The 26,466-nt window shown below is 73.4% G+C and carries 30 protein-coding genes and 1 riboswitch; of the genes, 25 read left to right on the top strand and 5 right to left on the bottom strand.

The window, feature by feature from the left end:
* Nucleotides 1-226: 226 nt before the first annotated feature.
* The 14 genes from BX266_RS06515 to BX266_RS06450 all read left to right on the top strand — a co-directional run bounded on the left by BX266_RS06515 (nucleotide 227) and on the right by BX266_RS06450 (nucleotide 14,019).
* Nucleotides 227-703 (top strand): DUF948 domain-containing protein, encoded by a 477-nt coding sequence (locus BX266_RS06515; protein ID WP_099897961.1) that lies wholly within the window; start codon nucleotides 227-229, stop codon nucleotides 701-703.
* A 6-nt stretch (nucleotides 704-709) separates the two neighbouring features.
* The gene (locus BX266_RS06510) at nucleotides 710-1,144 is read left to right on the top strand and encodes a DUF6167 family protein (RefSeq protein WP_143686874.1); all 435 of its coding nucleotides are present in this window, start codon (nucleotides 710-712) and stop codon (nucleotides 1,142-1,144) included.
* Nucleotides 1,144-3,810 (top strand): alanine--tRNA ligase, encoded by a 2,667-nt coding sequence (gene alaS, locus BX266_RS06505; protein WP_099897959.1) that lies wholly within the window; start codon nucleotides 1,144-1,146, stop codon nucleotides 3,808-3,810. Before BX266_RS06510 ends, alaS begins: the two co-directional genes overlap by 1 nt.
* A 14-nt stretch (nucleotides 3,811-3,824) precedes the next feature.
* Nucleotides 3,825-4,298 carry a Holliday junction resolvase RuvX gene (ruvX, locus tag BX266_RS06500; RefSeq protein ID WP_099907486.1) on the top strand — a complete coding sequence of 158 codons (474 nt, stop codon included), beginning with the start codon at nucleotides 3,825-3,827 and terminating at the stop codon, nucleotides 4,296-4,298.
* Between the two features lie 89 nt (nucleotides 4,299-4,387).
* Nucleotides 4,388-5,575: an endolytic transglycosylase MltG gene (gene mltG / locus BX266_RS06495; RefSeq protein WP_259464580.1), complete on the top strand. Its 1,188-nt coding sequence runs from the start codon at nucleotides 4,388-4,390 to the stop codon at nucleotides 5,573-5,575.
* Between the two features lie 112 nt (nucleotides 5,576-5,687).
* Nucleotides 5,688-7,487, top strand: a complete 1,800-nt coding sequence (gene mltG / locus BX266_RS06490; protein ID WP_099897958.1) for an endolytic transglycosylase MltG — start codon at nucleotides 5,688-5,690, stop codon at nucleotides 7,485-7,487.
* A gap of 75 nt (nucleotides 7,488-7,562) precedes the next feature.
* Nucleotides 7,563-8,384, top strand: a complete 822-nt coding sequence (locus BX266_RS06485; RefSeq protein ID WP_099897957.1) for an ABC transporter ATP-binding protein — start codon at nucleotides 7,563-7,565, stop codon at nucleotides 8,382-8,384.
* On the top strand, nucleotides 8,381-8,866 hold the full coding sequence (locus tag BX266_RS06480) for a GNAT family N-acetyltransferase (RefSeq protein WP_099897956.1): 486 nt from the start codon (nucleotides 8,381-8,383) through the stop codon (nucleotides 8,864-8,866). The genes BX266_RS06485 and BX266_RS06480 overlap by 4 nt, the downstream gene beginning before the upstream one ends.
* A complete protein-coding gene (locus BX266_RS06475) occupies nucleotides 8,863-9,690 on the top strand; it encodes a shikimate dehydrogenase (protein WP_099897955.1) in 828 nt (275 codons plus the stop codon). Before BX266_RS06480 ends, BX266_RS06475 begins: the two co-directional genes overlap by 4 nt.
* Nucleotides 9,691-9,875: 185 nt before the next feature.
* Nucleotides 9,876-11,060 carry a chorismate synthase gene (gene aroC / locus BX266_RS06470; protein ID WP_099897954.1) on the top strand — a complete coding sequence of 395 codons (1,185 nt, stop codon included), beginning with the start codon at nucleotides 9,876-9,878 and terminating at the stop codon, nucleotides 11,058-11,060.
* Complete coding sequence (locus BX266_RS06465) at nucleotides 11,057-11,578, top strand: shikimate kinase (RefSeq protein ID WP_099897953.1); 522 nt, start codon at nucleotides 11,057-11,059, stop codon at nucleotides 11,576-11,578. Before aroC ends, BX266_RS06465 begins: the two co-directional genes overlap by 4 nt.
* Entirely contained in the window at nucleotides 11,571-12,659 is a 1,089-nt protein-coding gene (gene aroB, locus BX266_RS06460; protein ID WP_099897952.1) for a 3-dehydroquinate synthase, read from the top strand. The genes BX266_RS06465 and aroB overlap by 8 nt, the downstream gene beginning before the upstream one ends.
* Nucleotides 12,656-13,099, top strand: coding sequence for a type II 3-dehydroquinate dehydratase (aroQ, locus tag BX266_RS06455; protein ID WP_099897951.1), 444 nt, complete (start codon nucleotides 12,656-12,658; stop codon nucleotides 13,097-13,099). Before aroB ends, aroQ begins: the two co-directional genes overlap by 4 nt.
* Nucleotides 13,100-13,146: 47 nt before the next feature.
* Nucleotides 13,147-14,019, top strand: a complete 873-nt coding sequence (locus BX266_RS06450) for an AAA family ATPase (RefSeq protein WP_099897950.1) — start codon at nucleotides 13,147-13,149, stop codon at nucleotides 14,017-14,019.
* Between the two features lie 46 nt (nucleotides 14,020-14,065).
* On the opposite strand, the gene BX266_RS06445 is transcribed toward BX266_RS06450, so the two are convergent.
* Nucleotides 14,066-14,962 carry an SDR family oxidoreductase gene (locus BX266_RS06445; RefSeq protein ID WP_099897949.1) on the bottom strand — a complete coding sequence of 299 codons (897 nt, stop codon included), beginning with the start codon at nucleotides 14,960-14,962 and terminating at the stop codon, nucleotides 14,066-14,068.
* A gap of 84 nt (nucleotides 14,963-15,046) precedes the next feature.
* Between BX266_RS06445 and BX266_RS06440 the strand changes: the two genes are divergently transcribed.
* From BX266_RS06440 to BX266_RS06425, 4 genes are all read left to right on the top strand, one after another.
* The gene (locus tag BX266_RS06440; protein WP_099897948.1) at nucleotides 15,047-15,613 is read left to right on the top strand and encodes a TetR/AcrR family transcriptional regulator; all 567 of its coding nucleotides are present in this window, start codon (nucleotides 15,047-15,049) and stop codon (nucleotides 15,611-15,613) included.
* 72 nt (nucleotides 15,614-15,685) lie between these two features.
* Nucleotides 15,686-16,492 carry an Fpg/Nei family DNA glycosylase gene (locus BX266_RS06435; RefSeq protein WP_099897947.1) on the top strand — a complete coding sequence of 269 codons (807 nt, stop codon included), beginning with the start codon at nucleotides 15,686-15,688 and terminating at the stop codon, nucleotides 16,490-16,492.
* An 84-nt stretch (nucleotides 16,493-16,576) separates the two neighbouring features.
* On the top strand, nucleotides 16,577-17,269 hold the full coding sequence (locus tag BX266_RS06430; RefSeq protein ID WP_099897946.1) for a DUF6445 family protein: 693 nt from the start codon (nucleotides 16,577-16,579) through the stop codon (nucleotides 17,267-17,269).
* Nucleotides 17,270-17,352: 83 nt separating this feature from the next.
* Nucleotides 17,353-17,549, top strand: a riboswitch (cobalamin riboswitch).
* Nucleotides 17,550-17,579: 30 nt separating this feature from the next.
* Entirely contained in the window at nucleotides 17,580-18,698 is a 1,119-nt protein-coding gene (locus tag BX266_RS06425; RefSeq protein ID WP_099907482.1) for a HoxN/HupN/NixA family nickel/cobalt transporter, read from the top strand.
* Nucleotides 18,699-18,726: 28 nt separating this feature from the next.
* Here BX266_RS06425 and BX266_RS06420 read toward each other — a convergent pair whose 3' ends face one another.
* A complete protein-coding gene (locus BX266_RS06420) occupies nucleotides 18,727-19,572 on the bottom strand; it encodes a DMT family transporter (protein ID WP_099897945.1) in 846 nt (281 codons plus the stop codon).
* Nucleotides 19,573-19,689: 117 nt separating this feature from the next.
* Between BX266_RS06420 and BX266_RS06415 the strand changes: the two genes are divergently transcribed.
* The gene (locus BX266_RS06415; protein WP_099897944.1) at nucleotides 19,690-20,265 is read left to right on the top strand and encodes an XRE family transcriptional regulator; all 576 of its coding nucleotides are present in this window, start codon (nucleotides 19,690-19,692) and stop codon (nucleotides 20,263-20,265) included.
* A 60-nt stretch (nucleotides 20,266-20,325) separates the two neighbouring features.
* Here BX266_RS06415 and BX266_RS06410 read toward each other — a convergent pair whose 3' ends face one another.
* Both BX266_RS06410 and rpmG read right to left on the bottom strand, forming a co-directional pair.
* The gene (locus BX266_RS06410; protein ID WP_099897943.1) at nucleotides 20,326-20,568 is read right to left on the bottom strand and encodes a type B 50S ribosomal protein L31; all 243 of its coding nucleotides are present in this window, start codon (nucleotides 20,566-20,568) and stop codon (nucleotides 20,326-20,328) included.
* 50 nt (nucleotides 20,569-20,618) lie between these two features.
* A complete protein-coding gene (gene rpmG, locus BX266_RS06405) occupies nucleotides 20,619-20,783 on the bottom strand; it encodes a 50S ribosomal protein L33 (RefSeq protein WP_099897942.1) in 165 nt (54 codons plus the stop codon).
* A 130-nt stretch (nucleotides 20,784-20,913) separates the two neighbouring features.
* On the opposite strand from rpmG, the gene BX266_RS06400 reads away from it, so the two are divergent.
* The 5 genes from BX266_RS06400 to BX266_RS06380 all read left to right on the top strand — a co-directional run bounded on the left by BX266_RS06400 (nucleotide 20,914) and on the right by BX266_RS06380 (nucleotide 25,009).
* On the top strand, nucleotides 20,914-22,020 hold the full coding sequence (locus BX266_RS06400; RefSeq protein ID WP_099897941.1) for an aminopeptidase P family protein: 1,107 nt from the start codon (nucleotides 20,914-20,916) through the stop codon (nucleotides 22,018-22,020).
* 75 nt (nucleotides 22,021-22,095) lie between these two features.
* A complete protein-coding gene (gene efp, locus BX266_RS06395; protein ID WP_099897940.1) occupies nucleotides 22,096-22,659 on the top strand; it encodes an elongation factor P in 564 nt (187 codons plus the stop codon).
* A gap of 2 nt (nucleotides 22,660-22,661) precedes the next feature.
* Complete coding sequence (gene nusB, locus BX266_RS06390) at nucleotides 22,662-23,099, top strand: transcription antitermination factor NusB (RefSeq protein ID WP_099897939.1); 438 nt, start codon at nucleotides 22,662-22,664, stop codon at nucleotides 23,097-23,099.
* Between the two features lie 107 nt (nucleotides 23,100-23,206).
* A complete protein-coding gene (locus BX266_RS06385) occupies nucleotides 23,207-24,040 on the top strand; it encodes a thioesterase family protein (protein ID WP_099897938.1) in 834 nt (277 codons plus the stop codon).
* Between the two features lie 183 nt (nucleotides 24,041-24,223).
* Nucleotides 24,224-25,009, top strand: a complete 786-nt coding sequence (locus BX266_RS06380; protein ID WP_099897937.1) for a hypothetical protein — start codon at nucleotides 24,224-24,226, stop codon at nucleotides 25,007-25,009.
* A 79-nt stretch (nucleotides 25,010-25,088) separates the two neighbouring features.
* Here BX266_RS06380 and BX266_RS06375 read toward each other — a convergent pair whose 3' ends face one another.
* Nucleotides 25,089-25,592, bottom strand: coding sequence for a transcriptional regulator (locus BX266_RS06375; protein ID WP_014134541.1), 504 nt, complete (start codon nucleotides 25,590-25,592; stop codon nucleotides 25,089-25,091).
* Between the two features lie 262 nt (nucleotides 25,593-25,854).
* Here BX266_RS06375 and pyrR point away from each other — a divergent pair, with 262 nt between their 5' ends.
* Nucleotides 25,855-26,466: a bifunctional pyr operon transcriptional regulator/uracil phosphoribosyltransferase PyrR gene (pyrR, locus tag BX266_RS06370; protein ID WP_099897936.1), complete on the top strand. Its 612-nt coding sequence runs from the start codon at nucleotides 25,855-25,857 to the stop codon at nucleotides 26,464-26,466.

Below are 26,466 nucleotides of genomic sequence, written 5' to 3'. Positions count from 1 at the left end.
ACCACCGGGAATCCGGAGAATCCGGAACCGGGCGGCCCGCGTTCCGCGAGCCAATCCCCCAACGAGGTGACCTGGCGGTAGGTTACGCGCCGTGTTCGCACATCCGACCGGGTCGGGACGGGGCCGTACCGGGGGATATCCGGTCGGGGAGCGACCGGCAGTCACGGTAGGGTTCAACCCTGGGATTGCACGAATGGGACCAGCACAGGCGAGGGAGCGCGCGAAGGTGTCCGTGGGAGAGCTGGCCGGTCTGCTGGTCGCCGTCTTCTGGGCGGTCCTGGTCACCCTGCTCGCCGTGGTGCTGGTGCGGCTGTCCAAGGTGCTGCGGGAGGCCACCGTGCTGGTCGCCGCCGTCACCGAGCAGGCCGTGCCGCTGCTGCAGGACGCGAACGCCGCGGTCCGCAGCGCGCACGAGCAGTTGGAGCGGGTCGACGAGATCACCGCCAACGTGCAGGACGCCGCGGCCGACGCCAAGGCGCTGTCCTCCACCGTGGCGGCCACCCTGGGCGGGCCGCTGGTGAAGATGGCCGCGTTCAGCTACGGCGTGCGCAAGGCCGCGGCGCGCCGCAACGCCGGGCCGACGGTGCCCCAGCAGGCAGGTGAGCGCGAGGAGTTGGCCCGGCTGATCCGGGCCGAGGTGCGCGCGGCGACCGCGCCGCGCGGCGGGCTGCTGGCCCGGGTCCGCCGGGCCGTGAGGGGCTGACGGGCGATGGTGCGCAGGATCTTCTGGATGGCGGTCGGCGCGGGCGCCACCGTCTGGGCCATGAACAAGGCCAACGAGGCGGTGCACCGCCTCACCCCTGACTCGCTGTCAGGCACCGCGGCCCGCGGCGCGCTCCACCTCGGCGACGCCGCCAAGCGCTTCGCGCGGGACGTGAAGTCCGGCATGGCCGAGCGCGAGCAGCAGCTGCGCGCCGACCTCGGCCTGGACGGCTCCGCGGTGGTCGAGCCGCCGCGCCGGCGCGCCCTGAGCGGTGCGGCCGGCACCGGCGGCGACCGAGCTATCTCGGCGGCCCCGGGCTCCCCGGCCGCCGCCCTGCCTCCGTCGCGCAGTCCGCGCCGCAGCACCCCCCAGACCATCGTTGCCAAGCCCCGCCAGCGCGAGCTGCCGGGCAGCACGACCGATCGGAAGGACCCCCACTGATGGAGTCGGCAGAGATCCGCCGCCGCTGGCTGCGCTTCTTCGAGGAGCGCGGCCACACCGTCGTACCGTCGGCCTCGCTGGTCGCCGACGACCCCACCCTGCTGCTGGTGAACGCCGGCATGGTGCCGTTCAAGCCGTACTTCCTGGGTGAGATCAAGCCGCAGTTCTCGCGCGCCACCAGCGTGCAGAAGTGCGTCCGCACGCTGGACATCGAGGAGGTCGGGAAGACCACCCGGCACGGCTCCTTCTTCCAGATGTGCGGCAACTTCTCGTTCGGCGACTACTTCAAGGAAGGCGCCATCACGTTCGCCTGGGAGCTGCTCACCAGCTCCGTCGCGGACGGCGGCTACGGCCTGGAGCCGGAGAAGCTCTGGATCACCGTCTACCAGGACGACGACGAGGCCGAGCAGATCTGGCGCGACGTCATCGGCGTCCCGTCCGAGCGGATCCAGCGCCTGGGCATGAAGGACAACTTCTGGTCGATGGGCGTCCCCGGCCCGTGCGGCCCGTGCTCGGAGATCAACTACGACCGCGGCCCCGCGTACGGCGAGGAGGGCGGCCCGGCGGTCAACGGCGAGCGCTACCTGGAGATCTGGAACCTGGTCTTCATGCAGTACGAGCGCGGCCACGGCGACGGCAAGGACGGGTTCGAGATCCTCGGCGACCTGCCGAGCAAGAACATCGACACCGGCCTCGGCCTGGAGCGCCTGGCCGCCGTCCTGCAGGGCGTCGACAACCTCTTCGAGATCGACACCTCGCGGATGATCCTCGACCGCGCCGCCGAGCTCACCGGCCACCGCTACGGCGCCGACCACAAGTCGGACGTCTCGCTGCGCGTGGTCACCGACCACTTCCGCACCGCGCTGATGCTGGTCGGCGACGGCGTCACCCCCGGCAACGAGGGCCGCGGCTACGTGCTGCGCCGCATCCTGCGCCGGGCGATCCGCAACATGCGGCTGCTCGGCGCCACCGAGCCGGTCGCCAAGGACCTGATCGACGTCTCCATCAAGGCGATGGCCCCGCAGTACCCGGAGCTGGAGTCCGACCGCAAGCGCATCGAGACGGTCGTGGTCGCCGAGGAGAACGCCTTCCTGCAGACCCTGCGCTCCGGCACCAGCCTGCTGGACGCCGCGGTCACCGAGACCAAGCAGTCCGGCGGCGCGGTGCTCTCCGGCGACCAGGCGTTCAAGCTGCACGACACCTACGGCTTCCCGATCGACCTGACCCTGGAGATGGCCGAGGAGCAGGGCCTCCAGGTCGACGAGGCCGGCTTCCGCCGCCTGATGCAGGAGCAGCGCGACCGCGCCAAGGCGGACGCCAAGGCCAAGAAGATGGGCCACGCCGACGTCGCCGCGTACCGCGAGGTCGCGGACCGGGCCGGTGCGTCCGTGTTCACCGGCTACGCCCACACCGAGGGCGAGGCCACCGTGGTCGGCCTGCTGGTGGACGGCGTGCCCTCGCCGGCCGCCACCGAGGGCGACGAGGTCGAGATCGTCCTCGACCGCACCCCGTTCTACGCCGAGGGCGGCGGCCAGCTCGCCGACCACGGCCGGATCCGCCTCGACTCCGGTGCGGTGGTCGAGATCCGCGACGTGCAGCAGCCGGTGCCCGGCGTGACGGTGCACTCCGGCGGCGTGCTGTTCGGCGAGGTGGTGCTCGGTGCGTCCGCGTACGCCACCATCGACACCGACCGCCGCCGCGCGGTCTCGCGCGCCCACTCGGCGACGCACCTCACCCACCAGGCGCTGCGCGACGCGCTCGGTCCGACGGCCGCGCAGGCCGGTTCGGAGAACGCACCGGGCCGCTTCCGCTTCGACTTCGGCTCGCCCGCCGCGGTGCCGGGCTCGGTGCTGGCGGACGTCGAGCAGAAGATCAACGAGGTGCTGGTCCGCGAACTCGACGTCACCGCCGAGGTGATGACGATGGACCAGGCCCGCAAGCAGGGCGCCATCGCGATGTTCGGCGAGAAGTACGGCGACTCGGTGCGGGTGGTCACCATCGGCGACTTCTCCAAGGAGCTGTGCGGCGGCACGCACGTCGGCAACACCGCCCAGCTGGGCCTGGTGAAGCTGCTCGGGGAGTCCTCGATCGGCTCCGGCGTGCGCCGGGTGGAGGCGCTGGTCGGCGTCGACGCGTACAAGTTCCTGGCCCGCGAGCACACCGTGGTGTCCCAGCTGACCGAGCTGGTCAAGGGCCGCCCGGAGGAGCTGCCGGAGAAGATCGCCGGGATGCTCGGCAAGCTCAAGGACGCCGAGAAGGAGATCGAGAAGTTCCGCGCGGAGAAGGTGCTGCAGGCCGCCGCGGGCCTCGCCGAGGGTGCGGAGGACGTCCGGGGCGTGGCCCTGGTCGCCGCCCGGGTCGGTGACGGCACCGGTGCGGACGAGCTGCGCAAGCTGGTGCTGGACGTCCGGGCCCGGCTCGGCTCGCGCCCGGCCGTGGTCGCCGCGTTCACCGTCGCGAACGACCGCCCGCTGACCGTGATCGCCACCAACGAGGACGCCCGCGGGCGCGGCATCAAGGCGGGCGAGCTGGTCCGCGCCGCGGCGAAGACGCTCGGCGGCGGCGGTGGCGGCAAGGACGACGTCGCGCAGGGCGGCGGCACCGACCCGGCCGCCGTCGCGGACGCGATCGAGGCCGTGCGGGCACTGGTGGCCGAGCGCGCGTGAGCGAGGAGCCCCACATCGAGGAGAAGGTCTTCCGGCGCGGCCGGCGGATCGCCGTTGACGTGGGCGACGCCCGGATCGGGGTCGCGGTCTGCGACCCCGACGGGCTGATCGCCACGCCGGTGGAGACCGTCCCCGCCGGGGGCCGCTCGCAGGCCCGGCTGAAGGCGATCGTCGAGGAGTACGAGGCGATCGAGGTGGTGGTCGGCCTGCCGCGTTCGCTGAACGGCAAGGAGGGCCCGGCCGCCGCCAAGGTCCGGGATTACGCGGGCCGGCTGGCCGGCCTGCTGTACCCGGTCGGGGTGCGGCTGGTGGACGAGCGGATGACCACGGTCACCGCCGCCGCCGGGCTGCGGGCCTCCGGGCGGTCCGCGAAGAAGGGCCGTTCGGTGATCGACCAGGCCGCCGCCGTGGTGATCCTGCAGTCGGCGCTTGAGACCGAACGGGTGAGCGGGCGCGCACCCGGTGAGAGTGTCGACCCGGTCATCTGATCGGTTCGGGCTAGCTTCCGATCGGGGGCCCGTGCGGACGCGCGTCCGCACGGGCCCCCGACCGCTGCCCGCCGCCGGAAGGCCCCGCCTTGACCGACCCGTACACCGCACCCGGACTGACCCCCGGTCACCTCGGCGCCCCCGTCGTCGAGCCCGAGGGGGCCCCGCCCGGCCTGCCGTACGGCGTCGAACCGCCCGACCCGCAGCAGGTGCGCACCGGAGCCGCCTGCTGCCTGAGCATCGCGGGCCTGGTCGGGGTGGCGACGGCGCTGGCCCTCGCGGTGTTCCTGATGTGGCCCGAGGGCAAGCAGCCCGCCCCGGACTTCGCGGGCAACGGCAGCGGGCAGGTCCAGGTGTCGGTGGCGCAGGGCGCCAGCATCACCCAGATCGGCAAGGCCCTGACGGCCAAGCACGTGATCGCCTCCACCCAGGCGTTCACCGAGGCCGCGGCCAAGAGCCCGGCCGGCGACAAGATCCACCCGGGGACGTACACCCTGAAGGAGAAGATGTCGGCGGCCTCGGCGCTCAACGTGCTGCTCGACCCCTCCAACGCCAACGCCCTGACCATCCCCGAGGGTTGGCGCTCCACCCAGGTCTACGCCGCGATCGACAGCCGGCTCGGCCTGGCAGCCGGTACCGCCAAGTCCACCGCCGAGCAGCACCTCGCCGAGCTCGGCCTGCCCGCCGACGCGGCCGGCCACCTGGAGGGCTACCTCTACCCCGCGACCTACCCCGTGACCGGCGACACCACCGCGCTGACGCTCCTTCAGGAGATGGTCAAGGAGGCGGGCTCGACGCTGGCCGGCGACGGGCTCGCGCAGGCCGCCACCGCCAACAACCTCTCCCCGTACGGCGTGCTGGCGGTCGCCAGCCTCGCCCAGGCCGAGGCCGACAACCCCGAGGACATGGCGAAGGTCGCCCGGGTCGTCTACAACCGGCTGGCCAAGAACATGCCGCTGCAGCTCGACTCCACCATCAACTACGCGCTCGGCCGCTCCACCCTCACCACCACCGAGGCCGACACCAAGCTCGACTCCCCGTTCAACACCTACGCCCACCCGGGACTGCCCCCGACCCCCATCGGCAACCCCGGCAGCGACGCACTGCGGGCCGCCGTCCACCCCGCCGACGGTGACTGGCTGTACTTCGTCACGGTCAGCCCCGGCGACACCCGCTTCACCGACAGCGAGGAGCAGCAGCGCAAGAACGTCGAGGAGTTCAACGCCTACCGCGCCCAGCACGGCTCGCCGCCCGCCTCCACCAGCCCGTCCCCGTGAACTCCGGGCACTGACGGATTTTGGCTACGCTGCGGTACGGTAACGTCTCCCACCACGTGCTGGTCCCTAGCACGCCGGTTCGACGGACACCCTGGACGCTGTAAGGGGAACGATGACTGATCAGAGCGGGCGCTACGGCGCCCAGGGCGACCAGCCGTGGTACCCCGGGGAACAGCAACCCCAGGCCCCGTACGGCCAGCAGCAGCAGTACCCCCAGGGGTACCCGCAGCAGGACCAGAGCCTCGGCGGCCAGCAGCAGTTCGTCCAGCCGCAGGGCATGGGTCAGCAGGGCTACCCGCAGGGCGGCCAGCCGCAGATGCCGATGGGTCAGCAGGGCTACCCGCAGCAGCAGGGCTACGGGCAGCAGCACCCCCAGGGGTATCCGCAGCAGGGCCAGAGCCTGGGCGGGCAGCAGCAGTTCGTCCAGCAGCCCGGGATGCAGCAGGGGCGGTTCGCCCCGCAGCAGGGCTTCCCGCAGCAGGGGCAGCAGCCCCAGCAGCAGATGCCGATGGGCGACCAGTACGGCCATCAGCCGGGCCGGCCGGGCTACGGCCAGCAGCCGCAGCAGGCGATGCAGCAGCAGCGTCCCGCGCCGCAGCCGGCACCGGTGAGCGGTCCCGGCCCCGACGGCATCGACTGGGAGGCGGAGGCCGCCGCCCTCGACAACCCGTCGGCCGTGCCCGGCGCCCGGGTCGCCGAGCCCGCCGAGGAGCTCGACGAGCACGAGCAGTGGGCCGAGGACGAGTACGACGAGGAGGAGGACGACTCCTTCTTCGCCGACGAGGACAACTCGCGCGAGGCCGAGCGCAAGCGCAAGGAGAAGGGCAAGAAGTCCGGCCGCCGCAACCGCGGCGCCTGCCTGGTGGTCGCGCTGGTGCTGCTCGGCGGCATGGGCGGCGCCGGCTGGTGGGGCTACGGCTTCTACCAGGACAACTTCGGCCCGCCGCCGGACTTCAAGGGCGACGGCGCCGGCTCGGTGAACATCACCGTCAAGGAAGGCGCGGGCGGCGGCGACATCGGCAAGACGCTGAAGGACGCCGGCGTGGTCAAGAGCATCGGCGCGTTCAGCGCGGCCTACGAGAAGAACCCCAAGGGCCGCAGCATCCAGCCGGGCATCTACACGCTGCGCCACCAGATGTCCGCCGCGGCGGCCGTCAACGAGCTGGTGGAGTCCAACGGCGGCAACGTGCTGGTCTTCGCCGAGGGCATGAAGTCCACGGACATCTACACCAAGATCGACGGCAAGCTGAAGGTCCCGCCGGGCACCACCGCGAACATCGCGAAGAGCCAGGCCGTAAGCCTGGGCCTGCCCGCGTACGCCAACAACAACCCGGAGGGCTTCCTCTTCCCGGCCCGCTACTCGGTCACCGACGGGATGAAGCCCGAGGACCTGCTGAAGCAGATGGTGGCCAGCGCGGTCCAGCACTACAACGACCTCAAGCTGGACGAGGCCGCGCAGAAGATCGGGCTGAAGAACGCCTACGAGGTGGTCACCGAGGCCAGCATCCTGCAGGCCGAGGGCAACAACTCCGAGGACTTCGGCAAGATGGCCCGCGCCATCTCCAACCGCCTCACCACCAACGTCACCCAGCACAAGCTCGCGCTGGACACCACCCTGCAGTACCAGCTCGGCCGCACCAAGCTGACCTCGCAGGAGATCAACGACGGCTCGCTGAAGTACAACTCGTACATCAACCCGGGCCTGCCGCCGACCCCGATCGGCAACCCCGGCGAGGAGGCGCTGCAGGCCGTCCTCAACCCGACTCCGGGCGACTGGGTGTTCTGGCTGGCCGTGTCGCCGCAGGAGACCAAGTTCGCCGCCACCGGCGCCGAGCACGCCGAGAACACCAAGAACTGGTGCATCTCGCGCGGCCTCAAGTTCGACTCCAAGTCCGTCACCTGCAGCTCCTGACCGGGCGGAACCCGGCCGTCCGCCAGTCGATATGGCTTTGCGGGACGGCCGGGGGGAGCGGGTAGCGTGATCCGAATGGAGACACCGGAGACGCCGCACCCGTCCGAACCGGCCCTGCTGGAGGCCGCGCACGTCGACGTGGTCCGCGGCGGGCAGTACCTGCTGACGGACGTGTCGCTGACCGTCCGGGCGGGGGAGCACTGGGCGGTGCTCGGGGCCAACGGCGCGGGCAAGAGCACCCTGCTGTCGCTGCTCGGCGCGGTCGAGCACCCCACGGCCGGGACGGTCAAGGTCCTCGGCCGGCAGCTCGGGCGGGTTGACGTCCGGGAGCTGCGCGGCCACCTCGGGCACGTCAACCCGCGACACCCGCTGCGCTCCCCGCTGACGGTCCGCCAGGTGGTGCTGACCGGCACCACGCAGTCCATCGAGCCCGACCCGTTCCGCAAGCCGACCGCCGAACAGCTCGACCACGCCGAGGAGTTGATCCGCACCCTGGGCATCGGCCACCGCGCCGAGAGCCCGTGGACGACGCTCTCGCAGGGCGAGCGCGGCCGGGTGCTGATCGCCCGCTCGCTGATGCCCGAGCCCCGGCTGCTGCTGCTCGACGAGCCCGCCACCGGACTCGACCTGACGGCTCGTGAGCAACTCCTGGAGAGCCTGGACGAGTTGCGCCGCCGCTTCCCCGAGGTGGCCTCCGTGCTGGTCACCCACCACCTGGAGGAGCTGCCCGAGAGCACCAGCCACGCCCTGCTGCTGCGCGACGGCCTGGTCACCGCCGCCGGCCCGGCCGCCGAGGTGCTCACCACCGAGCTGGTCTCCGACTGCTTCCGGCACCCGATCCGGATCGGCCACAGCGAGGGCCGCTGGACCGCCCGCACCCGCCGGGGCGCCGAGTGACCGCCCCCGCCTGGCAGTTGCGCCCCGCCACCGCCGCCGACCTGGAACCGCTGGTCGAGCTGCGCGCCGCGGCGATGCGCCCCGACCTGGAGCGCCTCGGCCGATACGACGAGCACAAGGTCCGCCAGCGGCTGCGCGACGCGTACCGGCCCGAGCACACCTCGGTGGTCGAGGTGCCCGGCTTCCCCTCGCCGGCCGGCTGCGTGGCGGTGCGCCCCGACGACCGGGCCGGCACCCTGCTGCTGGAGCACTTCTACCTCGACCCGGCGCTGCACGGCCGCGGCGTGGGCACCGCCGTGCTGCGCGCCGCGCTGGAGCGCGCGGACCTGGACGGCCTGGACGTCCGGCTGAACGTGCTGCAGGGCAGCCCCGCCCGGCGGCTCTACGAACGGCACGGCTTCGCGCTGGAGGCCGAGGACCCGGTCGACGTGTACCTGCACCGCACCCCTCGAACCCCGGACTCCCGGAAGGCCGCCTCGTGACCAGTCAGCACCGGGCCGCCGTGCTCGGCTCGCCGATCGCCCACTCGCTCTCGCCGGTGCTGCACACCGCGGGCTACGCCGCGCTCGGCCTCACCGACTGGCACTACGGCCGCCACGAGATCGACGAGTCGACCCTGGAGGCGTTCGTCACCGCCCTCGACCCCGCCGAGTGGGCCGGCCTGTCGCTCACCATGCCGCTGAAGCGGGCGATCCGGCCGCTGCTGGACACCGTCAGCGACACCGCCCGCGCCGTGGACGCCGTCAACACCGTGGTGTTCGACGCCGACGGGCGCCGGCACGGCCACAACACCGACGTCCCCGGCCTGGTCAACGCGCTGCGCGAACGCGGCGTCGACCGGGTGGAGTCCGCCGCCGTACTGGGCGCGGGCGCCACCGCCTCCTCCGCGCTCGCCGCGCTCGGCCAGCTCTGCGACGGCGAGGTCACGGTGTACGTGCGCAGCGCCGAACGGGCCGCCGAGATGCGGGCGCTGGGCGAGCAGCTGGCCGTGCCGGTGCGCACCGCGGACTGGGCGGAGTCGGCCCGGGCGCTGGCCGGACCGCTGACGGTGTCCACCACGCCGGTCGGGGCCACCGACGCCTTCGCGGCCGGGCTGACCGACGCGCCGGGCGTGCTGTTCGACGTGCTGTACCACCCGTGGCCGACCAAGCTCGCCGCGGCCTGCCTGGAGCGCGGCGGCACCGTGCTGGGCGGGCTGGACCTGCTGGTGCATCAGGCGGTGCTCCAGTTCGAGCGGTTCACCGGGGTGCCGCGCGGGCCGCTGGCCGCGATGCGAGCGGCAGGCGAGGCGGCGCTGGCAGGCTGACCCCGCGGGCCGGCCCGGACCGGCCGCGATCGCGGACGCCGGATGTCCGCCACGCGGACCGTGACCCCGGTGGCCTGCGGGACGTGAAAGGATCGGTGGTGCCCCGTCGCGCTCCGCGACCGGGCAGCACGACACGCCGGACCGGCCGCCGTTCGCGGTGCGGGCCGCTGACGAAGGAGCTTTCGGTGGGTAGCTTGCGCTGGCTGACGGCGGGGGAGTCGCACGGCCCCGCTCTGGTCGCGACGCTGGAGGGCCTGCCGGCCGGGGTGCCGGTCACCACCGCCATGGTGGCCGACGCGCTGGCCCGCCGGCGGCTCGGCTACGGTCGCGGCGCGCGGATGAAGTTCGAGCAGGACGAGGTGACCTTCCTCGGCGGCGTCCGCCACGGGGAGACCATGGGCTCGCCGGTGGCGATCATGGTGGGCAACACCGAGTGGCCGAAGTGGGAGCAGGTCATGTCGGCCGACCCGGTCGACCCGGAGATCCTCGCGGGCCTGGCCCGCAACGAGGCGCTGACCCGCCCGCGCCCCGGCCACGCCGACCTGGCGGGCATGCAGAAGTACTCGATCGACGAGGCCCGGCCGATCCTGGAGCGCGCCAGCGCCCGGGAGACCGCGGCCCGGGTCGCGCTCGGCGCGGTCGCCCGCTCCTACCTCAAGGAGACCTGCGGCATCGAGATCGTCAGCCACGTGGTCGAGCTGGCCGCCGCCAAGGCCCCGGCCGGCGTGCTGCCGCTGCCCGCCGACGAGGCCCGCCTGGACGAGGACCCGGTGCGCTGCCTGGACGCCGACGCCTCGAAGGCGATGGTCGCCGAGATCGACCAGGCCCACAAGGACGGTGACACCCTCGGCGGCGTGGTCGAGGTGCTGGCGTACGGCGTGCCGGTCGGCCTCGGCTCGCACGTGCACTGGGACCGCCGGCTGGACGCCCGGCTGGCCGCTGCCCTGATGGGCATCCAGGCGATCAAGGGCGTCGAGGTCGGCGACGGCTTCGACCTGGCCCGGATCCCCGGCTCGCAGGCGCACGACGAGATCGTCCCCACCCCCGAGGGCATCAGGCGCACCTCCGGCCGCTCCGGCGGCACCGAGGGCGGCCTGTCCACCGGCGAGCTGCTGCGGGTCCGCGCCGCGATGAAGCCGATCGCGACCGTCCCGCGCGCCCTGCAGACCCTGGACGTGCGCACCGGCGAGCCCGCCAAGGCGCACCACCAGCGCTCCGACGTGTGCGCCGTCCCGGCGGCCGGCATCGTCGCCGAGGCGATGGTCGCGCTGGTGCTGGCCGACGCGGTGGCGGAGAAGTTCGGCGGCGACAACGTCTCCGAGACCCGCCGCAACGTGCAGTCGTACCTCGAGAACCTGATCGTCCGGTGACCGCCCCGGCCATCGTGCTGGTCGGCCCGCCCGGCAGTGGCAAGTCCACCGTCGGGCGGGTGCTCGCGGAGCGTCTCGGCCTGCCGTTCCGCGACACCGACGCCGACATCGAGCGGACCGCCGGCAAGCCCATCCCGGAGATCTTCATCGACGAGGGCGAGCCGCACTTCCGGCAGCTGGAGCGGGACGCCGTCCGGGCCGCCGCCGCGGACCACCCCGGCGTGCTCGCGCTCGGCGGCGGCGCGGTGCTGGCCGAGGAGAGCCGCGCCGTGCTCGCCCCGCTGCCCGTGGTGTTCCTGGAGGTCGCGCTCGCCGACGCGGTCAAGCGGGTCGGCCTGGACGCCCCCCGCCCGCTGCTCGCGGTCAACCCGCGGGCCCGCTGGCGCGAGCTGATGGAGGCCCGCCGGCCGCTGTACCTGGAGGTCGCCACCGCCGTGGTCGACACCCAGGACCGCACGCCGGAGCAGGTCGCCGACGCCGTACTCGAAGCACTGGAGCTGAAGGACCCTCATGTCTGAGATCGTCAGGATTCCCGTTGCGGGCACCGACGGCCACGCCCCCTACGAGGTGCTGATCGGCCATCAGCTGCTCGGCGAACTCGCCCCGCTGATCGGCCCGAAGGCCCGCCGGGTCGCGGTCATCCACCCGGAGGCGCTGGAGGCCACCGGCGAGGCGATCCGCGAGGACCTGGCCGCGCAGGGCTACGAGGCGATCGCCCTGCAGGTGCCGAACGCCGAGGACGCGAAGAGCGCCGAGGTCGCCGCGTACTGCTGGTCGGTGCTCGGCCAGACCGGCTTCACCCGCAGCGACGTGATCGTCGGCCTCGGCGGCGGCTCCACCACCGACCTGGCGGGCTTCGTCGCCGCCACCTGGCTGCGCGGGGTGCGCTGGATCTCGGTGCCCACCACGCTCCTCGGCATGGTGGACGCGGCGGTCGGCGGCAAGACCGGCATCAACATCGCCGAGGGCAAGAACATGGTCGGCGCCTTCCACCCGCCCGCGGGCGTGCTGGCCGACCTGGGCACCCTGGAGACCCTCGGCAAGCACGACTACGTCTCGGGCCTGGCCGAGGTGATCAAGGCGGGTTTCATCGCCGACCCGGTCATCCTCGACCTGATCGAGGCCGACCCGGAGGCCGCCGCCTCCCCGGCCGGCCCGCACACCCTGGAGCTGATCCGGCGGGCCATCCAGGTCAAGGCCGACGTGGTCTCCGGCGACCTCAAGGAGTCCGGCCGCCGCGAGATCCTCAACTACGGCCACACCCTGGGCCACGCCATCGAGCGCAACGAGCGCTACAAGTGGCGGCACGGCGCGGCGATCTCCATCGGCATGGTCTTCGCCGCCGAACTCGGCCGTCTGGCCGGGCGGTTGGACGACGCCACGGCGGACCGCCACCGGGCCGTGCTGGCCTCGGTCGGCCTGCCGCTGACTTACCGGGCGGACGCCTGGCCGAAGCTGCTGGACGCCATGAAGATCGACAAGAAGTCCCGCGGCGACCTGCTGCGCTTCGTGGTCCTGGACGGCCTCGCCAAGACCTCCATCCTGGAGGGCCCCGACCCGTCGCTGCTGGTGGCCGCCTACGCGGAGGTCTCCGGATGACCACGCCGGTGCTGGTCCTGAACGGCCCCAACCTGGGCCGGCTCGGCTCCCGCGAGCCCGACGTGTACGGCTCCACCTCGTACGCCGGGCTGGTCGCGCGCTGCACCGCCCTCGGCGCCGAGCTCAACCTCGCCGTCGACGTCCGGGAGACCAACTCCGAGGCGGAGATGGTCGGCTGGCTGCACGAGGCAGCGGACGCCGGGACCCCCGTGGTGATCAACCCGGGCGCGTTCACGCACTACTCGTACGCCATGCGGGACGCCGCCGCGCAGCGCACCGCGCCGCTGATCGAGGTGCACATCTCCAACCCGTACACCCGCGAGACCTTCCGGCACACCTCGGTGATCGCGGCGGTCGCCTCCGGCACCATCGCGGGCTTCGGCCTCGGCTCCTACGAGCTCGCCCTGCGCGCCCTCGCCGAGCAGCTCACCGCCCGCTGAGCGACCCGTCGGCCCGGTGGCGGACTTGTGCCCGCCACCGGGCCGACGTGTACATTCGGCGCAGGGAGGTGACGGTGAGCCAGTACGCGGAGAGCCATCGTGCGGGGGGCCAGGTGCCGCCCCGACCGGCCGCGTCCCCGTATCCGACGGCCCCTCAACCGCCCTACCCCGTACCGGCGCTGCCCGCCGCCACACAGGCCATCCCGACCCTCGGGCCGGCCCAGCACCGCCCGGACCGGCCGACGGTCCCGCTGAAGGCCGTCCCGCCGGTCGCCGCCGGCGGCACCGGGCACTTCCTGCTGCCGACCGGCGGCACCGTCCAACTCCCGGCCCCGCCGCCACCGATGCCCTCGATGCCCGCACCCGTGCCGACCGGCCCGATCGCCGTCCTGCTGATCGGCCCCGCCGGCGCCGGCAAGACCACCGTCGCCCGTCACTGGGCCGAACGCCGCCCGACGCCCACCGCGCACATCAGCCTCGACGACGTCCGCGAATGGGTCCAGTCCGGCTTCGCCAACCCGCAGTCCGGCTGGAACACCGCCTCCGAGGCCCAGTACCGGCTGGCCCGCCGCACCTGCGGCTTCGCCTGCCGCAACTACCTCGCCAACGGCATCTCGTGCATCATCGACGACGCCGTCTTCCCGGACCGACCCGCGATCGGCCTCGGCGGTTGGAAGCGCCACATCGGGCCCGGCATGATCCCGGTCGTGCTGCTCCCCGGCCTGGACCGCGTCCTCGCCCGGAACGCCGAACGGGCCGGCAACCGCCGCCTCTCCGACGACGAGGTCGCCCGGATCCACGGCCGGATGGCCGGCTGGCGCACCTCAGGCCTCCCCATCATCGACAACTCCAACCTCACCGTCCCCGAGACCGCCGCCGCCCTCGACCAGGCCGTCCTGGCCCGCCTCCGGTCCCGCTGACGGGCCCAGGCGCTCCGGTCGCCGCGGCCGCGGCGGTGACGGGGCGTCAGGCGAAGTAGTGGTCCTCGTCGAGGTCGTCGAGCAGGCCCGGGTGTTCGGGGTGCCAGTCCAGCAGACTGCGGGTGGCGTCGGCGGAGGCGGGGAGGTCGAGGCCGACCAAGCCGGCCAGGAAACCGAAGTGGTCGGCGGCCCGGTCCCCGTCGACGGGGGCGGCGGGGACGCCGAGGCGGATGCCGATGCGTTCGGCGATCTCGCGGAACGGGATGCCCTGGTCGTCGACGCCGTGCAGCCGGGCGCCGGCCGGGGCGTGGTCGAGGGCCAGGCGGTAGAGGCGGGCGGCGTCGAGGGTGTGGACGGCGGGCCAGCGGTTGGCGCCGTCGCCGAGGTAGCCGGAGACGCCGGTGGCGCGGGCGATCCGGATCAGGGTGGGGACGAAGCCGTGCCGGTCGAGCGGGCTGTGCACCACCGGGGGGAGCCGGACCACGGAGGAGCGCACGCCTTCCGCGGCGGCGCCGACGACGGCCTGCTCGGCCTCCGTCCGCGGCGCGCCGGGCGCGACCCGGTTCTCCACCGCGTGCTGCCCGGGTGCGCCGCCGGCGCCCGTCCCGCCGGTTCCGACCAGCGGCTTTCCGGTGCCGGCCAGCGCCTCGACGAGGGTGCGCACCACCTTCAGGTCCTCGGCGATCGCGCCGGCGTAGTCGCCGCCGGCCATCAGGTCGTGCTTGAACGCCAGGTGCACCACGCCGTCGGCGGCCGTGGCTGCGGCGCGCAGGCCGTCCAGGTCGTCGAGGTCGCCGCGGCGGACGTCCGCGCCGAGGGCGGTGAGGGCGGCGGCGGAGGCGTCGGAGCGGGCCAGGCCGGTGACCCGGTGGCCGGCGGCGAGCAGTTCGGGGACGAGGGCGGAGCCGAGGTGGCCGGTCGCTCCGGTGACGAAGACGCGCATGGCAGGAACCTCCGAGTGATGAGACCTTGTCCCATCACCATAGCCCAGTGATGCGACCAAGTCTCGTCACGTAGACTCCGGACCATGGCCAGATGGGACCCGGACGCGCGCGGACGACTGGAGCGCGCGGCGCTCGAACTCTTCGTCCGCCAGGGCTACGACCGCACCACCGTCGCCGAGATCGCGGAGCGCGCCGGCCTGGCCAAGAGCACGTTCTTCCGGCACTTCGCCGACAAGCGCGAGGTGCTGTCCGGCGGGGACGCCCTGGCCCGCCTGCTCACCGACGCGATCGCCGCCGCCCCGCCCGAGGCCGGTCCCCGGCGGCTCGCCGAGGCCGCCCTCGCCGCCGCCGGCGCCCACGCCTTCCGCCCCGAACGCCACGCCACCGTCCGCGAACGCCAGCAGGTGGTCGCCGCCAACCCGGAACTGACGGAACGCGAACTCCTCAAGCGCGAGGCGCTCGCCACCGCGCTCACCGCCGCCCTCCGGGCCCGCGGCGTCGGCGACCCCACCGCCACCCTGACCGCCGAGCTCACCCTCCTCGCCCTCCGCACCGCCCTCGCCCGCTGGACCGCCCACCCCGACCAGGACTTCACCACCCTGGCCCGCACCGAACTCGCCAGCCTCCGCGAGGCCGCCGCCGCCCTCTGACCCGCCGCCGGGTGTCGGAGCGGTTTGGGAGAATGGGGTTCTCACGCCAGATCGACCGAGGAGTTGACGCCGGTGCCCGAGGGGCATGTGATCCACCGCCTGGCCAGGCAGAACGCGGAGTTGTTCGGTGGTCGCGAGGTGCGGGTGTCGAGCCCGCAGGGGCGGTTCGCGGAGGGGGCGGCGCTGATCGACGGGCGGGTGCTGGAGGAGGCGGAGGCGCACGGCAAGCACCTGTTCCTGGGGTTCGGCGAGGACTGGCTGCACGTGCACCTGGGCCTGTACGGGAAGTACGAGTTCGGCGCGGGCGAGGCCCCGGCGCCGGTCGGGCAGGTCCGGCTGCGGATGGTCAACGACGGCGGCTACGCGGACCTGCGCGGCCCGACGGCCTGCGAGCTGCTCACCCCGGCGGAGAAGGCGGCCGTCCACCGCCGCCTGGGCCCGGACCCGCTGCGCCCGGGCGAGCCCGGCGACGCGGCCTGGCAGCGGATCTCGCGCAGCGGCAGCACGGTGGCGGCCCTGCTGATGGACCAGAAGATCCTGGCGGGCGTCGGCAACGTGTACCGCGCGGAGGTGCTGTTCCGCCTGGGCATCAGCCCGCACCGGGCGGGCCGCGAGCTGTCCCGCGCGGAGTGGGACGCGATCTGGTCGGACCTGGTGGCGCTGATGCACGACGGGGTGGCCGCGGGGCGGATCGACACCGTCCGGCCGGAGCACACCCCGGAGGCGATGGGGCGGCCGCCGCGGGTGGACGACCACGGCGGCGAGGTGTACGTGTACCGGCGGCACGACCAGCCCTGCCTGGTGTGCGAGACCCCGGTCCGCACCGAGGAACTGGCGGCCCGGAACCTGTTCTGGTGCCCGCGCTGCCAGCAGAGCTGACGGTTCGTCGCCGGGCCAAGCCTTGACGCAAGGTTGACCCGGTCATGGGCGAGGGCCCAGAACGGCGCTCCTATTGTCGGGTCCATGCCCGCACAACCGTTCCAGGGCCCGCGCCCGACCCCGGCGCTCCCCGTCCTGCCGTACCGCAAGCCCACCAAGGGCCGTGACTACTGGGTGCTGGACGACGTCCTCCCGGACCCGGACGCGGTGCGCGCCCGCCACCTCGCCCGCACCGACTGGGACGAGGGCTACCCGCACAAGCCGGAGTCCTGGCCGGGCCTGCGCGCGATGCCGGGCCTGGAGCCGGACGAGCTGGCGCACGTGGAGAAGCTGGTCCGGGAGACCGTGGGGGCGCCGCGGATCTGGGCGCTGGACGAGGCCGAGGGCGGCACCTTCAACCACAACTGCGTGCAGGTGGTGGGCGCGGGGGAGTGCGAGCCGCGCCCGCACACCGACTCGCGCTCGCTGTGCCGCTACGCCGCGGTGCTGTACCTCAACCCGGGCGTGCCCAAGCGCTGCGGCACCAGCTTCTACCGGCAGAGCCTCCCGGGCGGCCGGCTCGGCGGCAACAGCGTGGTCGCCCCGCACAACAACCTGGTGGACGCCCTCGGCACCCGCTTCGTCCCGCCGGACTCCTTCACCGAGGACCTGGCCGTCCCGCACCGCTACAACCGGCTGCTGCTCTACACCGCCAACCTGATCCACACCGCCACCGAGTACCACGGGGCGACCCTGGACGAGAAGCGGATGACCTGCGTCTTCTTCTGGATGGCCTGACCGACCGTCAATCCGCCCCTGACCAGGCGTGATCTGCACCACCTCGGGCCGGGTGCGGTCTTGCCGCCACGCGGCCGCCGGGCCTACGGTGGTCGGGCCGTGGTGTTCGGGAAGCCGGTGCACTGTGCTCGTCACAGGAGTCCGGAGCGGCCCTCGCCACTGTGATCGGGGAGTCGTCGGCTCCCACCTCGTGCCACTGGCCGCCCGCGGCCGGGAAGGCCGGGCGCCGGCGCGCAACACCCCGTCAGCCAGGAGACCGGCCACGGCATCTCACGAAGTGATCCACGAGGTGCTGGAGCGTGATCCGCGGATGACCGCGTCCGAATCGACCCTGCCCGGAACCGGCCCGGCGGGCTCCCCGCTGCCCTCGTTCCGCTGGCGGCGCGAGGACACCGTACGCACGGCCGGGCTGCTGGCGGTGATCCTGGCGCTGCACGTGGCGGCGTTCGGGACCCTGCTGTTCCTGGTGGTGCCGGAGAAGTACCAGGTCGGCACCCAGGTGTTCGGCGTCGGCCTGGGCGTCACCGCCTACACCCTGGGCATGCGGCACGCCTTCGACGCCGACCACATCGCGGTGATCGACAACACCACCCGCAAGCTGATGGCGGACGGCCGCCGCCCGGTCTCGGTGGGCTTCTGGTTCGCCCTCGGCCACTCCTCGATGGTGGTGGTGATGGCCGCCCTGGTGGCCGGGGGAGCGGCGCTGGCGGGCACCCTGATGGACGACGACTCGACGACCCATCAGGTGCTCGGCACCATCGGCACCACCGCGTCCGGGGCGTTCCTGTACCTGATCGCGGCGCTCAACCTGGTGGCGCTGCTGGGCATCCTGCGGGTGTTCCGGGCGATGCGGGCCGGGCAGTACGACGAGGCCGAGTTGGAGAAGCACCTCGACTCGCGGGGCCTGCTGGCCCGGATCCTGAGCCGGGCGACCCGCTCGATCACCCGGCCGGGCCAGATGTTCCCGGTCGGCATGGTGCTGGGCCTGGGCTTCGACACCGCCACCGAGGTGACCCTGATGGTGATGGCGGGCTCCGGCGCGGCCTCCGGGCTGCCCTGGTACGCGGTGGTGTGCCTGCCGCTGCTGTTCGCCGCCGGGATGAGCCTGTTCGACACGCTGGACGGCACGTTCATGAACTTCGCCTACCAGTGGGCGTTCTCCAACCCGGTCCGCAAGGTGTACTACAACCTGACCATCACCGGCCTGTCGATCGCGGTGGCGTTCGTGATCGGCACCATCGAGCTGGTCGCAGTGCTGCACGACAAGTTCGACCTGTCCGACCCGGTGACCGGCTGGATCGCCGGCCTGAGCCTGGACAACGTCGGCTTCGTGATCGTCGGCCTGTTCGTGGTGGTCTGGGCCGCCGCGATCGGCTACTGGCGGATCGCCCGGCGCTCCAGGGCGTTCGCCGGGGCCGAAGGGGCCTGACGGGGCGTCGAGGGGCGGCCCGGGCGGGTCAGCCGGCGGCCAGGATGAGCGTCCCGGCCACCGCCAGTCCGGCGCCGACCACCTGGACCCGCAGCAGCCGCTCCTTCAGCAGTCCGCGCGCCATGAGCGCGGTGACCACCGGGTAGAGCGAGGCCAGCACGGCCGCCACCGCCACCGAGCCGAGGTGCGAGGCGGCGGCGTACAGGCCGTTGGCGGCCACGTCCGCGACGCCGACGGCGGTCAGCGACGGCAGCGCCCGCCCGCCGGACCGCAGTCCGAGCGGCTGCCGGCGGGCGGCGGCGGCCAGCATCCCGGCGCCGATCACCGCGTTGGTCAGCCGCTGCACGCACAGCGTGAGCAGCAGCGCGCCGCCGCTGCTGGCGTGCGCGATCAGCGCCAGCACCGCGCCGAAGGCGAAGGCCGCGCCGAGGGTGAGCACCAGCACCTGCCGGCTCGCGGCCGCGCCGCCGCGCTGCGGGCCGCCGGCCAGCGCCACCCCGGCGATCGCCACCAGGATGCCCAGCCCCTGGACGGCGCCCGGCCGTTCGCCGAGGAACAGGCCCACGCCGATCGGCACCAGCACGCCCACCGTGGCCAGCGGCGACACCACGCCCATCGGCCCGAGCGCCAGCGCCCGGTAGAAGGCCAGCAGCGCGAACGGCCCGATCACGCCCGCCGCCACCGCGTACCAGAGCGCCGCTCCGGCCCCGCCCCAGCCGCCGGTGGCGGTGACCGCGACGGCGAGCACCGCGGCGGCCGCGGTCTGCGAGAGCACCACCACCGTCAGCGCGGGCATCCGGCGGGTGATCGCTCCGCCGCCGTAGTCGGCGACGCCCCAGAGCAGGCTGGCGAGCAGGGCGAGGGCGGCGCTCATGAAGCGAGGGAGGCGGACAGCATGGTGGACTCCGCAGTACAGTCGATGGATCTTTCCGGTGCCGCCGCAGCATAGTTCACCAGGCTGTACCGACCCAACCAGAATATTGGACTGCCCGTGCCGGACGCCGACCTCGTCACCCAGGCCCTCGCCCGCAACCTCAAACGCCTGCGCACCGAACGCGGCCACACCCTGGACGCGCTGGCCGCCCGCTCCGGCGTCAGCCGCGGCATGGTGGTCCAGATCGAACAGGCCCGCACCAACCCCAGCGTCGGCACCGTGGTCCGGCTCGCCGACGCGCTGGGCGTCTCGATCGCCCGGCTGCTGGACTACGACGAGTCCTCGGCCGTCCGGATCGTCCCCGCCGAGGACGCCGTGCGCCTGTGGACCGGCCCCGGCGGCGGCAGCGGCACCCTGCTCAACGGCGCCGAGGCCCCCGGCCCGCTGGAGCTCTGGGCCTGGCACCTGCAGCCCGGCGAGGCGCACGCCTCCGACCCGCACCCGCCCGGCACCGTGGAGATCGCCCGGGTCGACGAGGGCGTCCTCACCCTCACCCTGGACGGCCGCGACCACCGCATCCCGGCCGGCTCCACCGCCTCCTACGAGGCCGTCACCGCGCACGGCTACCGCAACGCCGAGGACACCCCCTGCCGCGTCACCATGGTCGTCTCGGTGCCCCCGCCCGCCAAGTGACCCGCGCGCCGGCGGCATGCGAGAGGGCCCCGGGTCGCCCCGGGGCCCTCGATCGCACCGTCAGCCGCCGTACCGGCGCCGGTACAGCTCCACCCGGCCCGCGGTGTCCAGCAGCCTGGCCTTCCCGGTGTAGAACGGGTGGCTCGCCGAGGACGTCTCGACGTCCACCACCGGGTAGCTGCGGCCGTCCGCCCACTCGACCGTCCGACCGCTCGTGGCGGTGGAGCGGGTCAGGAACGTGAGGCCCCCGGTCTTGTCCCGGAACACCACCGGACGGTACTCGGGGTGAATTCCCTGCTGCATTGCTCCTCCTTCTCAAGCCTTCGAACGTGCTCGTGGGTGCGTGCGCGCGGTCAGCGGGACTCGCGGAACTCGACGTGCCGCCCCGCCACCGGGTCGAACTTCCGCAGCGCGATCCGGTCGGGGTCGTTGCGGCGGTTCTTCCGCGTCACGTACGTGAAGCCCGTACCCGCCGTCGACCTGAGCGTGATCACCGGTCGCAGCTCGCTGCGTGCCATCTGGACCTCCCGATCCGATCCCGGCAACGATTGCCGTTTTCATCAGGCCACAACGCGGCCCGCCCCCGGGGCATTCCCCAACGGCCCGTCCCGACGGGCGGGCCCCCGCCCCCGTTCGTACGCTCGGACCATGTCCGACGCGCACGCCGCCCGACGCGAACGCCTTCGCGAGTACTGCAGCGCCTCCGGGGCCGACGCCGCGCTGATCACCCGCGCCGCCAACGTCCGCTACCTGACCGGCTGCCCGCCGTGCGGGGCCGCACTGCTGCTCACCCGCGAGCGCGCGGTGCTCGCCCGGCCCGAGGACGCCGCCCCCGAGGACGCGGGGGAGCGGGCGCTGGAGGCGGAGATCACCCAGCTGCCGGTGCCCGCCGACGCGGACGCCGCGCAGGCCGTGGCCGAGGCCGCAGCCCGGCTGCGGGTCGGCGACCTGGCGGTGGAGGAGCACGACCTCACCGTCAGCCGGCACCGCGCGGTCGCCCGACTGGCCGGCGCCCGCCGGCTGCTCGACCTGGACCGGGCGGTGGAGCGGCTGCGGGTGGTCAAGGACGAGCACGAGATCGCCGACCTGCGGATCGCCGCCGAGATCGCCGACCAGGCGCTCGGCGAGCTGCTCGAATCGATCCTGGTCGGCCGGACGGAGCGGCACCTGGCGATGGAGCTGGAGCGTCGGATGATCGACCACGGCGCGGACCGGGCGGCCTTCCCGGTCTCCGTCGGCACCGGCAGCCACTCCGGCCTGGAGCGCCACCAGCCCACCGACCGCCGGGTGGAGGAGGGCGACTTCCTGACCGTCGCGCTCGGCGCGCAGTACCGCGGCTACGGCATCTCCACCGCCCGCACCTTCGTCATCGGCGCCGCCCCGGCGGCCTGGCAGGTCGAGCTGCACCGCCTGGTCTTCCACGCCCAGCGGGCCGGCCGGGAGGCGCTCGGGCCGGGCGTCGAGCAGCACGTCCCGGACGACGCGGCGCGCTCGATCCTCCAGGCCGCGGGCCACGCCGAGCAGTCCGTCCACGCCCTGGGACACGGCATCGGCCTGGAGATCCGGGAGGCTCCGCGCCTCGGGCCCGCCGACATGGGTAAACTGGACAATCGCGTGCCGGTCACCGTCGGTCCAGGGGTCCATCTCCCGGGCCGGGGCGGGGTCCGGATCGAGGACACGCTCGTGGTGCGGCCTCCCGAGGAGGGCGGGCCCGAGCTGCTCACCATCACCACCAAGGAGCTCCTCGCGTTGTAGTCCGCTCCGGCGGGCGTCGGCGGCGCGCCTGCTTGGTGCTCTTTGACAGCGGACATATCAGGAGTAAGTGCGCCCGTGGCTACCACGAACGATCTCAAGAACGGCATGGTCCTCAAGCTCGACGGCGGCAAGCTCTGGACCGTCGTCGAGTTCCAGCACGTCAAGCCCGGCAAGGGCCCGGCCTTCGTGCGCACCAAGCTGAAGGAGGTCCTCAGCGGCAAGGTCGTCGACAAGACCTTCAACGCGGGCGTCAAGGTCGAGACCGCCAACGTCGACAAGCGGACGATGCAGTACTCCTACCGCGACGGCGACGCGTTCATCTTCATGGACATGGACACCTACGACCAGGTCCCGGTCGACTCCGCCACCGTCGGCGACGCCGCCAAGTACCTGCTGGAGGGCTTCGAGGCCCTGGTCGCGCAGAACGACGGCGTCCCGCTGTACGTCGAGCTCCCGGCCGCGGTCGAGCTGGTCATCGCCGAGACCGAGCCGGGCGTGCAGGGCGACCGCTCCACCGGTGGCACCAAGCCCGCCACCCTGGAGACCGGTGCCGAGATCCAGGTCCCGCTCTTCGTCACCACCGGCGAGAAGGTCAAGGTCGACACCCGCGACGGCAGCTACCTCGGCCGGGTCAAGTAATCGTGGCCGCTGCTCGTAGCAAGGCCCGCACCCGGGCCTTCCAGATCCTGTTCGAGGCGGACCACCGCGGTGTGTCCCCCGAGAGGGTGCTCGCCGACTGGATCGCGCGGGCGCGCGACCCCCGGCCGGACGAGGGCATTCCGCAGGTCGCGGAGTACACGATGCAGCTGGTCGAGGGTTACGCCCAGCACGCGCGCACCATCGACGACCTGATCTCCACCTACGCGGTGGGCTGGACGCTCGACCGGATGCCGATCGCCGACCGCAACGTACTCCGGCTCGGCGCGTACGAGCTGATCTGGGAGGACGGCACGCCCGACGCGGTGGTGCTGGACGAGTCGGTGGAGATCGCCAAGGAGTTCTCCACGGACGAGTCGCCCGCCTTCGTGAACGGCCTGCTCGCCCGCTTCATGGAGCTCAAGCCGAGCATTCGGCGCTGAGCACCCGCACGCCCCCGAAGGCCGCCGGACCTGTTGGGCCGGCGGCCTTCGCGCGTAAGCTACTGGCAAGTAATGTTTTGCCCGATGCGCAGAAGGGCCGCGAAGCCATGCCGGAGACCACCAGCGAGTTCGAGTTCGACCAGGGCATCGCGCTCACCCCGCACCCCTCCGAACCCGGCCGCTACGACGGCGAGCTCGGCGACGGCTGGCAGATCGGCGGCGGCGTCAACGGCGGCCTGCTGCTCGCCTTCGCCGCCCACGCCCTCGCCCTGGAGGCCGGACCCGGCCACCCTCACCCGCTCACCGTCAGCGGCACCTACGTCTCCGCCTCCCGCCCGGGCCCGGCCACCGTCCGCACCGAGATCGTGCGGCGCGGCCGCACCCTCGCCACCGGCAGCGCGATCCTCTCCCAGGACGGCGAGGAGCGGCTGCGGCTGACCGCCGCCTTCACCGACCTCGGCGCGCTCGACGAGGAGGTGGCCACCACGGCGCTGCCGCCCGTGCTGCCCGCGCCCGAGCAGTGCATAGGCGTCGAGCACGCGCCGAAGGAGTTCATCGCCCAGGCCGCCCTGCTGGAGCGCCTGGACCTGCGGCTCGACCCGGCCACCGTCGGCTGGGCGCTCGGCCAGCCGTCCAAGGAGGGGCGCATCCAGGGCTGGTTCCGGCTGGCCGACGGCCGCCCCGCCGACCCGCTGTCGCTGCTGCTGACCGCCGACGCGCTGCCGCCGGTCACCTTCGACCTGGGCCGCCCCGGCTGGGCGCCCACCATCGAACTCACCGTCCACCTCCGGGCGTTGCCCGCCGACGGCTGGCTGCGGGTCTCGCACGCCACCCGCAACGTGGCCGGCGGCTACTTCGAGGAGGACTGCGAGATCTGGGACCAGGACGGTCGCCTGGTCGCCCAGTCCCGCCAGCTCGCCAAGGTGCCGCGCGGCCAGTAGCCGGGCCGCCTCACGGTCAGTTGCAGAGTTGTGACAGGCCGTGTGTGTGGGACGGGTGTGGACGGGGAGGACATGGGTCAGCAGTTGCTCGACCGAGATCCCCGGGAGCCACCGATGTCCAGGAACAGCCGCCGGCCGCGCCGTTGCAGTGCAGAGTCCGCGCGCCGCAGCGAGGAGGCGTTCGTGACGGGCATCCTGACCGGCGAGGCGGACTTCGACCGGGTGCGGGAGTGGCACGTCACGGACGCCCCCGACTTCGCCACCTACCTGCGCGAGGCGGGGGAACTGCTCGCCGAGGCGGTGGAGGACTACGGCACCGTCCGGGCCCGGATGTTCCACCCCGACGACTTCGCGGACTACTGCCTGCTGCACGGCCTCGACCCGCGCGAGCAGGCGGCCCGGGACGGGTACCTGGTCAACCCGCCGCTGCAGACCCAGCTGGTGGTCTACCGCGGCGAGGACCTGGTGGACTTCCTGCCGCGCCTGGTCCGGGCCCGCGAGAGCGGCCTGGCGCTGCGCTACGCCGACCTGCTGATGGACGGCGCGCTCTGCGCGCCCGAGCAGGCGGCTGCCGACCCGCGGGTGCGGTGGACGTACCAGCAGGCCTCAGAGGTGTTCCGGCGGGTGCTGGTCGGCGCGGGCTGCGGGGCGTACGAGTTCCGGCTCGCGGTGGACGCCCCGTCCGGGCCGCTGGAGGCCCAGGCGCGGGTGCTGCACTGGGAGGACGGCGCGGTGCGGATCCACGACGAGGACCTGGACCTGGTGACGGCGGTGCTCTGCGCGGGCCTGTACCGCGAGCTCCCCGGCGCGGCGGTGCTGCACGGGACGCAGGGCTCCGGCGCGCTGTGCGGGGAGTACCGGCAGGTGGCCTGGGCCTGGCGGAGCACCGGCCACGACTGGACGCCGGCCGAACTCGCGGTCGACGGGGTGGCGGCCCGGCCCGGGTTCAGCCTCGGCACCGTGGTGTGAGCGCACGACGGCGGGGCGGGTGGTCGCCGACTGCCGACCACCCGCCCCGCCGTGACGTTTCTTCAGCTGACCACGGAGGTCAGCCGGCGTCCTCCTCGCGGACGGCGCGGCGCGCGTCCGGGTTCAGCACGCCCCAGCTGATCAGCTGCTCGGTGAGGATCGAGGGGGACTGGTCGTAGATCACGGCCAGGGTGCGCAGGTCGTCCTGACGGATCGAGAGCACCTTGCCGTTGTAGTCGCCGCGCTGGGACTGGATGGTCGCCGCGTAGCGCTGCAGCGGGCCGGCCTTCTCGGACGGCACCTGGGTCAGCCGCTCCAGGTCGAGGACCAGGCGCGGCGGCGGCTCGGCGGCGCCGCCCGGGGTGCCGCCGGGCAGCAGCTCCTGCACCGGGACGCCGTAGAACTCGGCCAGCTCGGCGAGGCGCTGAACGGTGACCGCGCGGTCGCCGCGCTCGTAGGAGCCGACGACGACAGCCTTCCAGCGACCCTGGGACTTCTCCTCGACGCCGTGCAGGGAGAGCCCCTGCTGAGTGCGGATCGCCCGGAGCTTGGCCCCGAGCTGCTTCGCGTAGTCGCTGGACATGGATCTCCCCGGACGAGATTGCTTCGCGTGCGCTGAAATGGGAGTGACGAGGCCCTCTGTGGAGCACCTTCGTAACTCACTGTGAGGTTACGTAGAGTGAGGGTGGCGCGTCAAGCCGAATGGGGCACTCGTGCGAACGGGCCCCGACCAGGCCCGGATCAGCACGCTGCTACCATGGGCGAGGCTCCGGCTGCGGCCGGCGACCTTTCCCGACATCCTTTAAGACCCGTCCAGTGAGGCGGGGAAGGAGGTCCGCTTCGGCATGACCACACCCAGTTCTGCTCCGCGCGCCCCGCACCAGGTGCTGGACGCCACCGACGTCGCCCGGGTCGTCACCCGGATCGCCCACGAGATCGTGGAACGCGCCAAGGGCGCGGAGGACGTCGTGCTGCTCGGCATCCACACCCGCGGCGTCCACCTGGCCCGCCGCCTGCGCGCCAAGCTCACCCAGATCACCGGCCGGGAGATCCCGTTCGGCACGCTGGACATCACCATGTACCGGGACGACCTGCGGCTGAAGCCGGCCAGGGCCCTGGAGCACACCGAGATCCCCGCCGACGGCATCGACGGCAAGCTGGTGATCCTGGTCGACGACGTGCTGTTCTCCGGCCGCACCATCCGCGCCGCGCTCGACGCGCTCAGCGACATCGGCCGCCCGCGCGCCGTGCAGCTCGCCGTGATGGTGGACCGCGGTCACCGCGAACTCCCGATCCGCGCCGACTACGTGGGCAAGAACCTGCCCACCTCGCTGCGCGAGGCCGTGCAGGTCCAGCTCGCCGAGACCGACGGCCGGGACGCCGTCCTGCTCGGCGACCGCGACTACGCCGCCCGCTCCTCCCAGGCCCTGGCCGCCGACCCCGAGCTCCCGGAGTAA

This window comes from Streptomyces sp. TLI_171, from assembly GCF_003610255.1.
Lineage (GTDB): Bacteria > Actinomycetota > Actinomycetes > Streptomycetales > Streptomycetaceae > Kitasatospora.
This window is presented reverse-complemented; position numbering and strand designations above follow the sequence as displayed.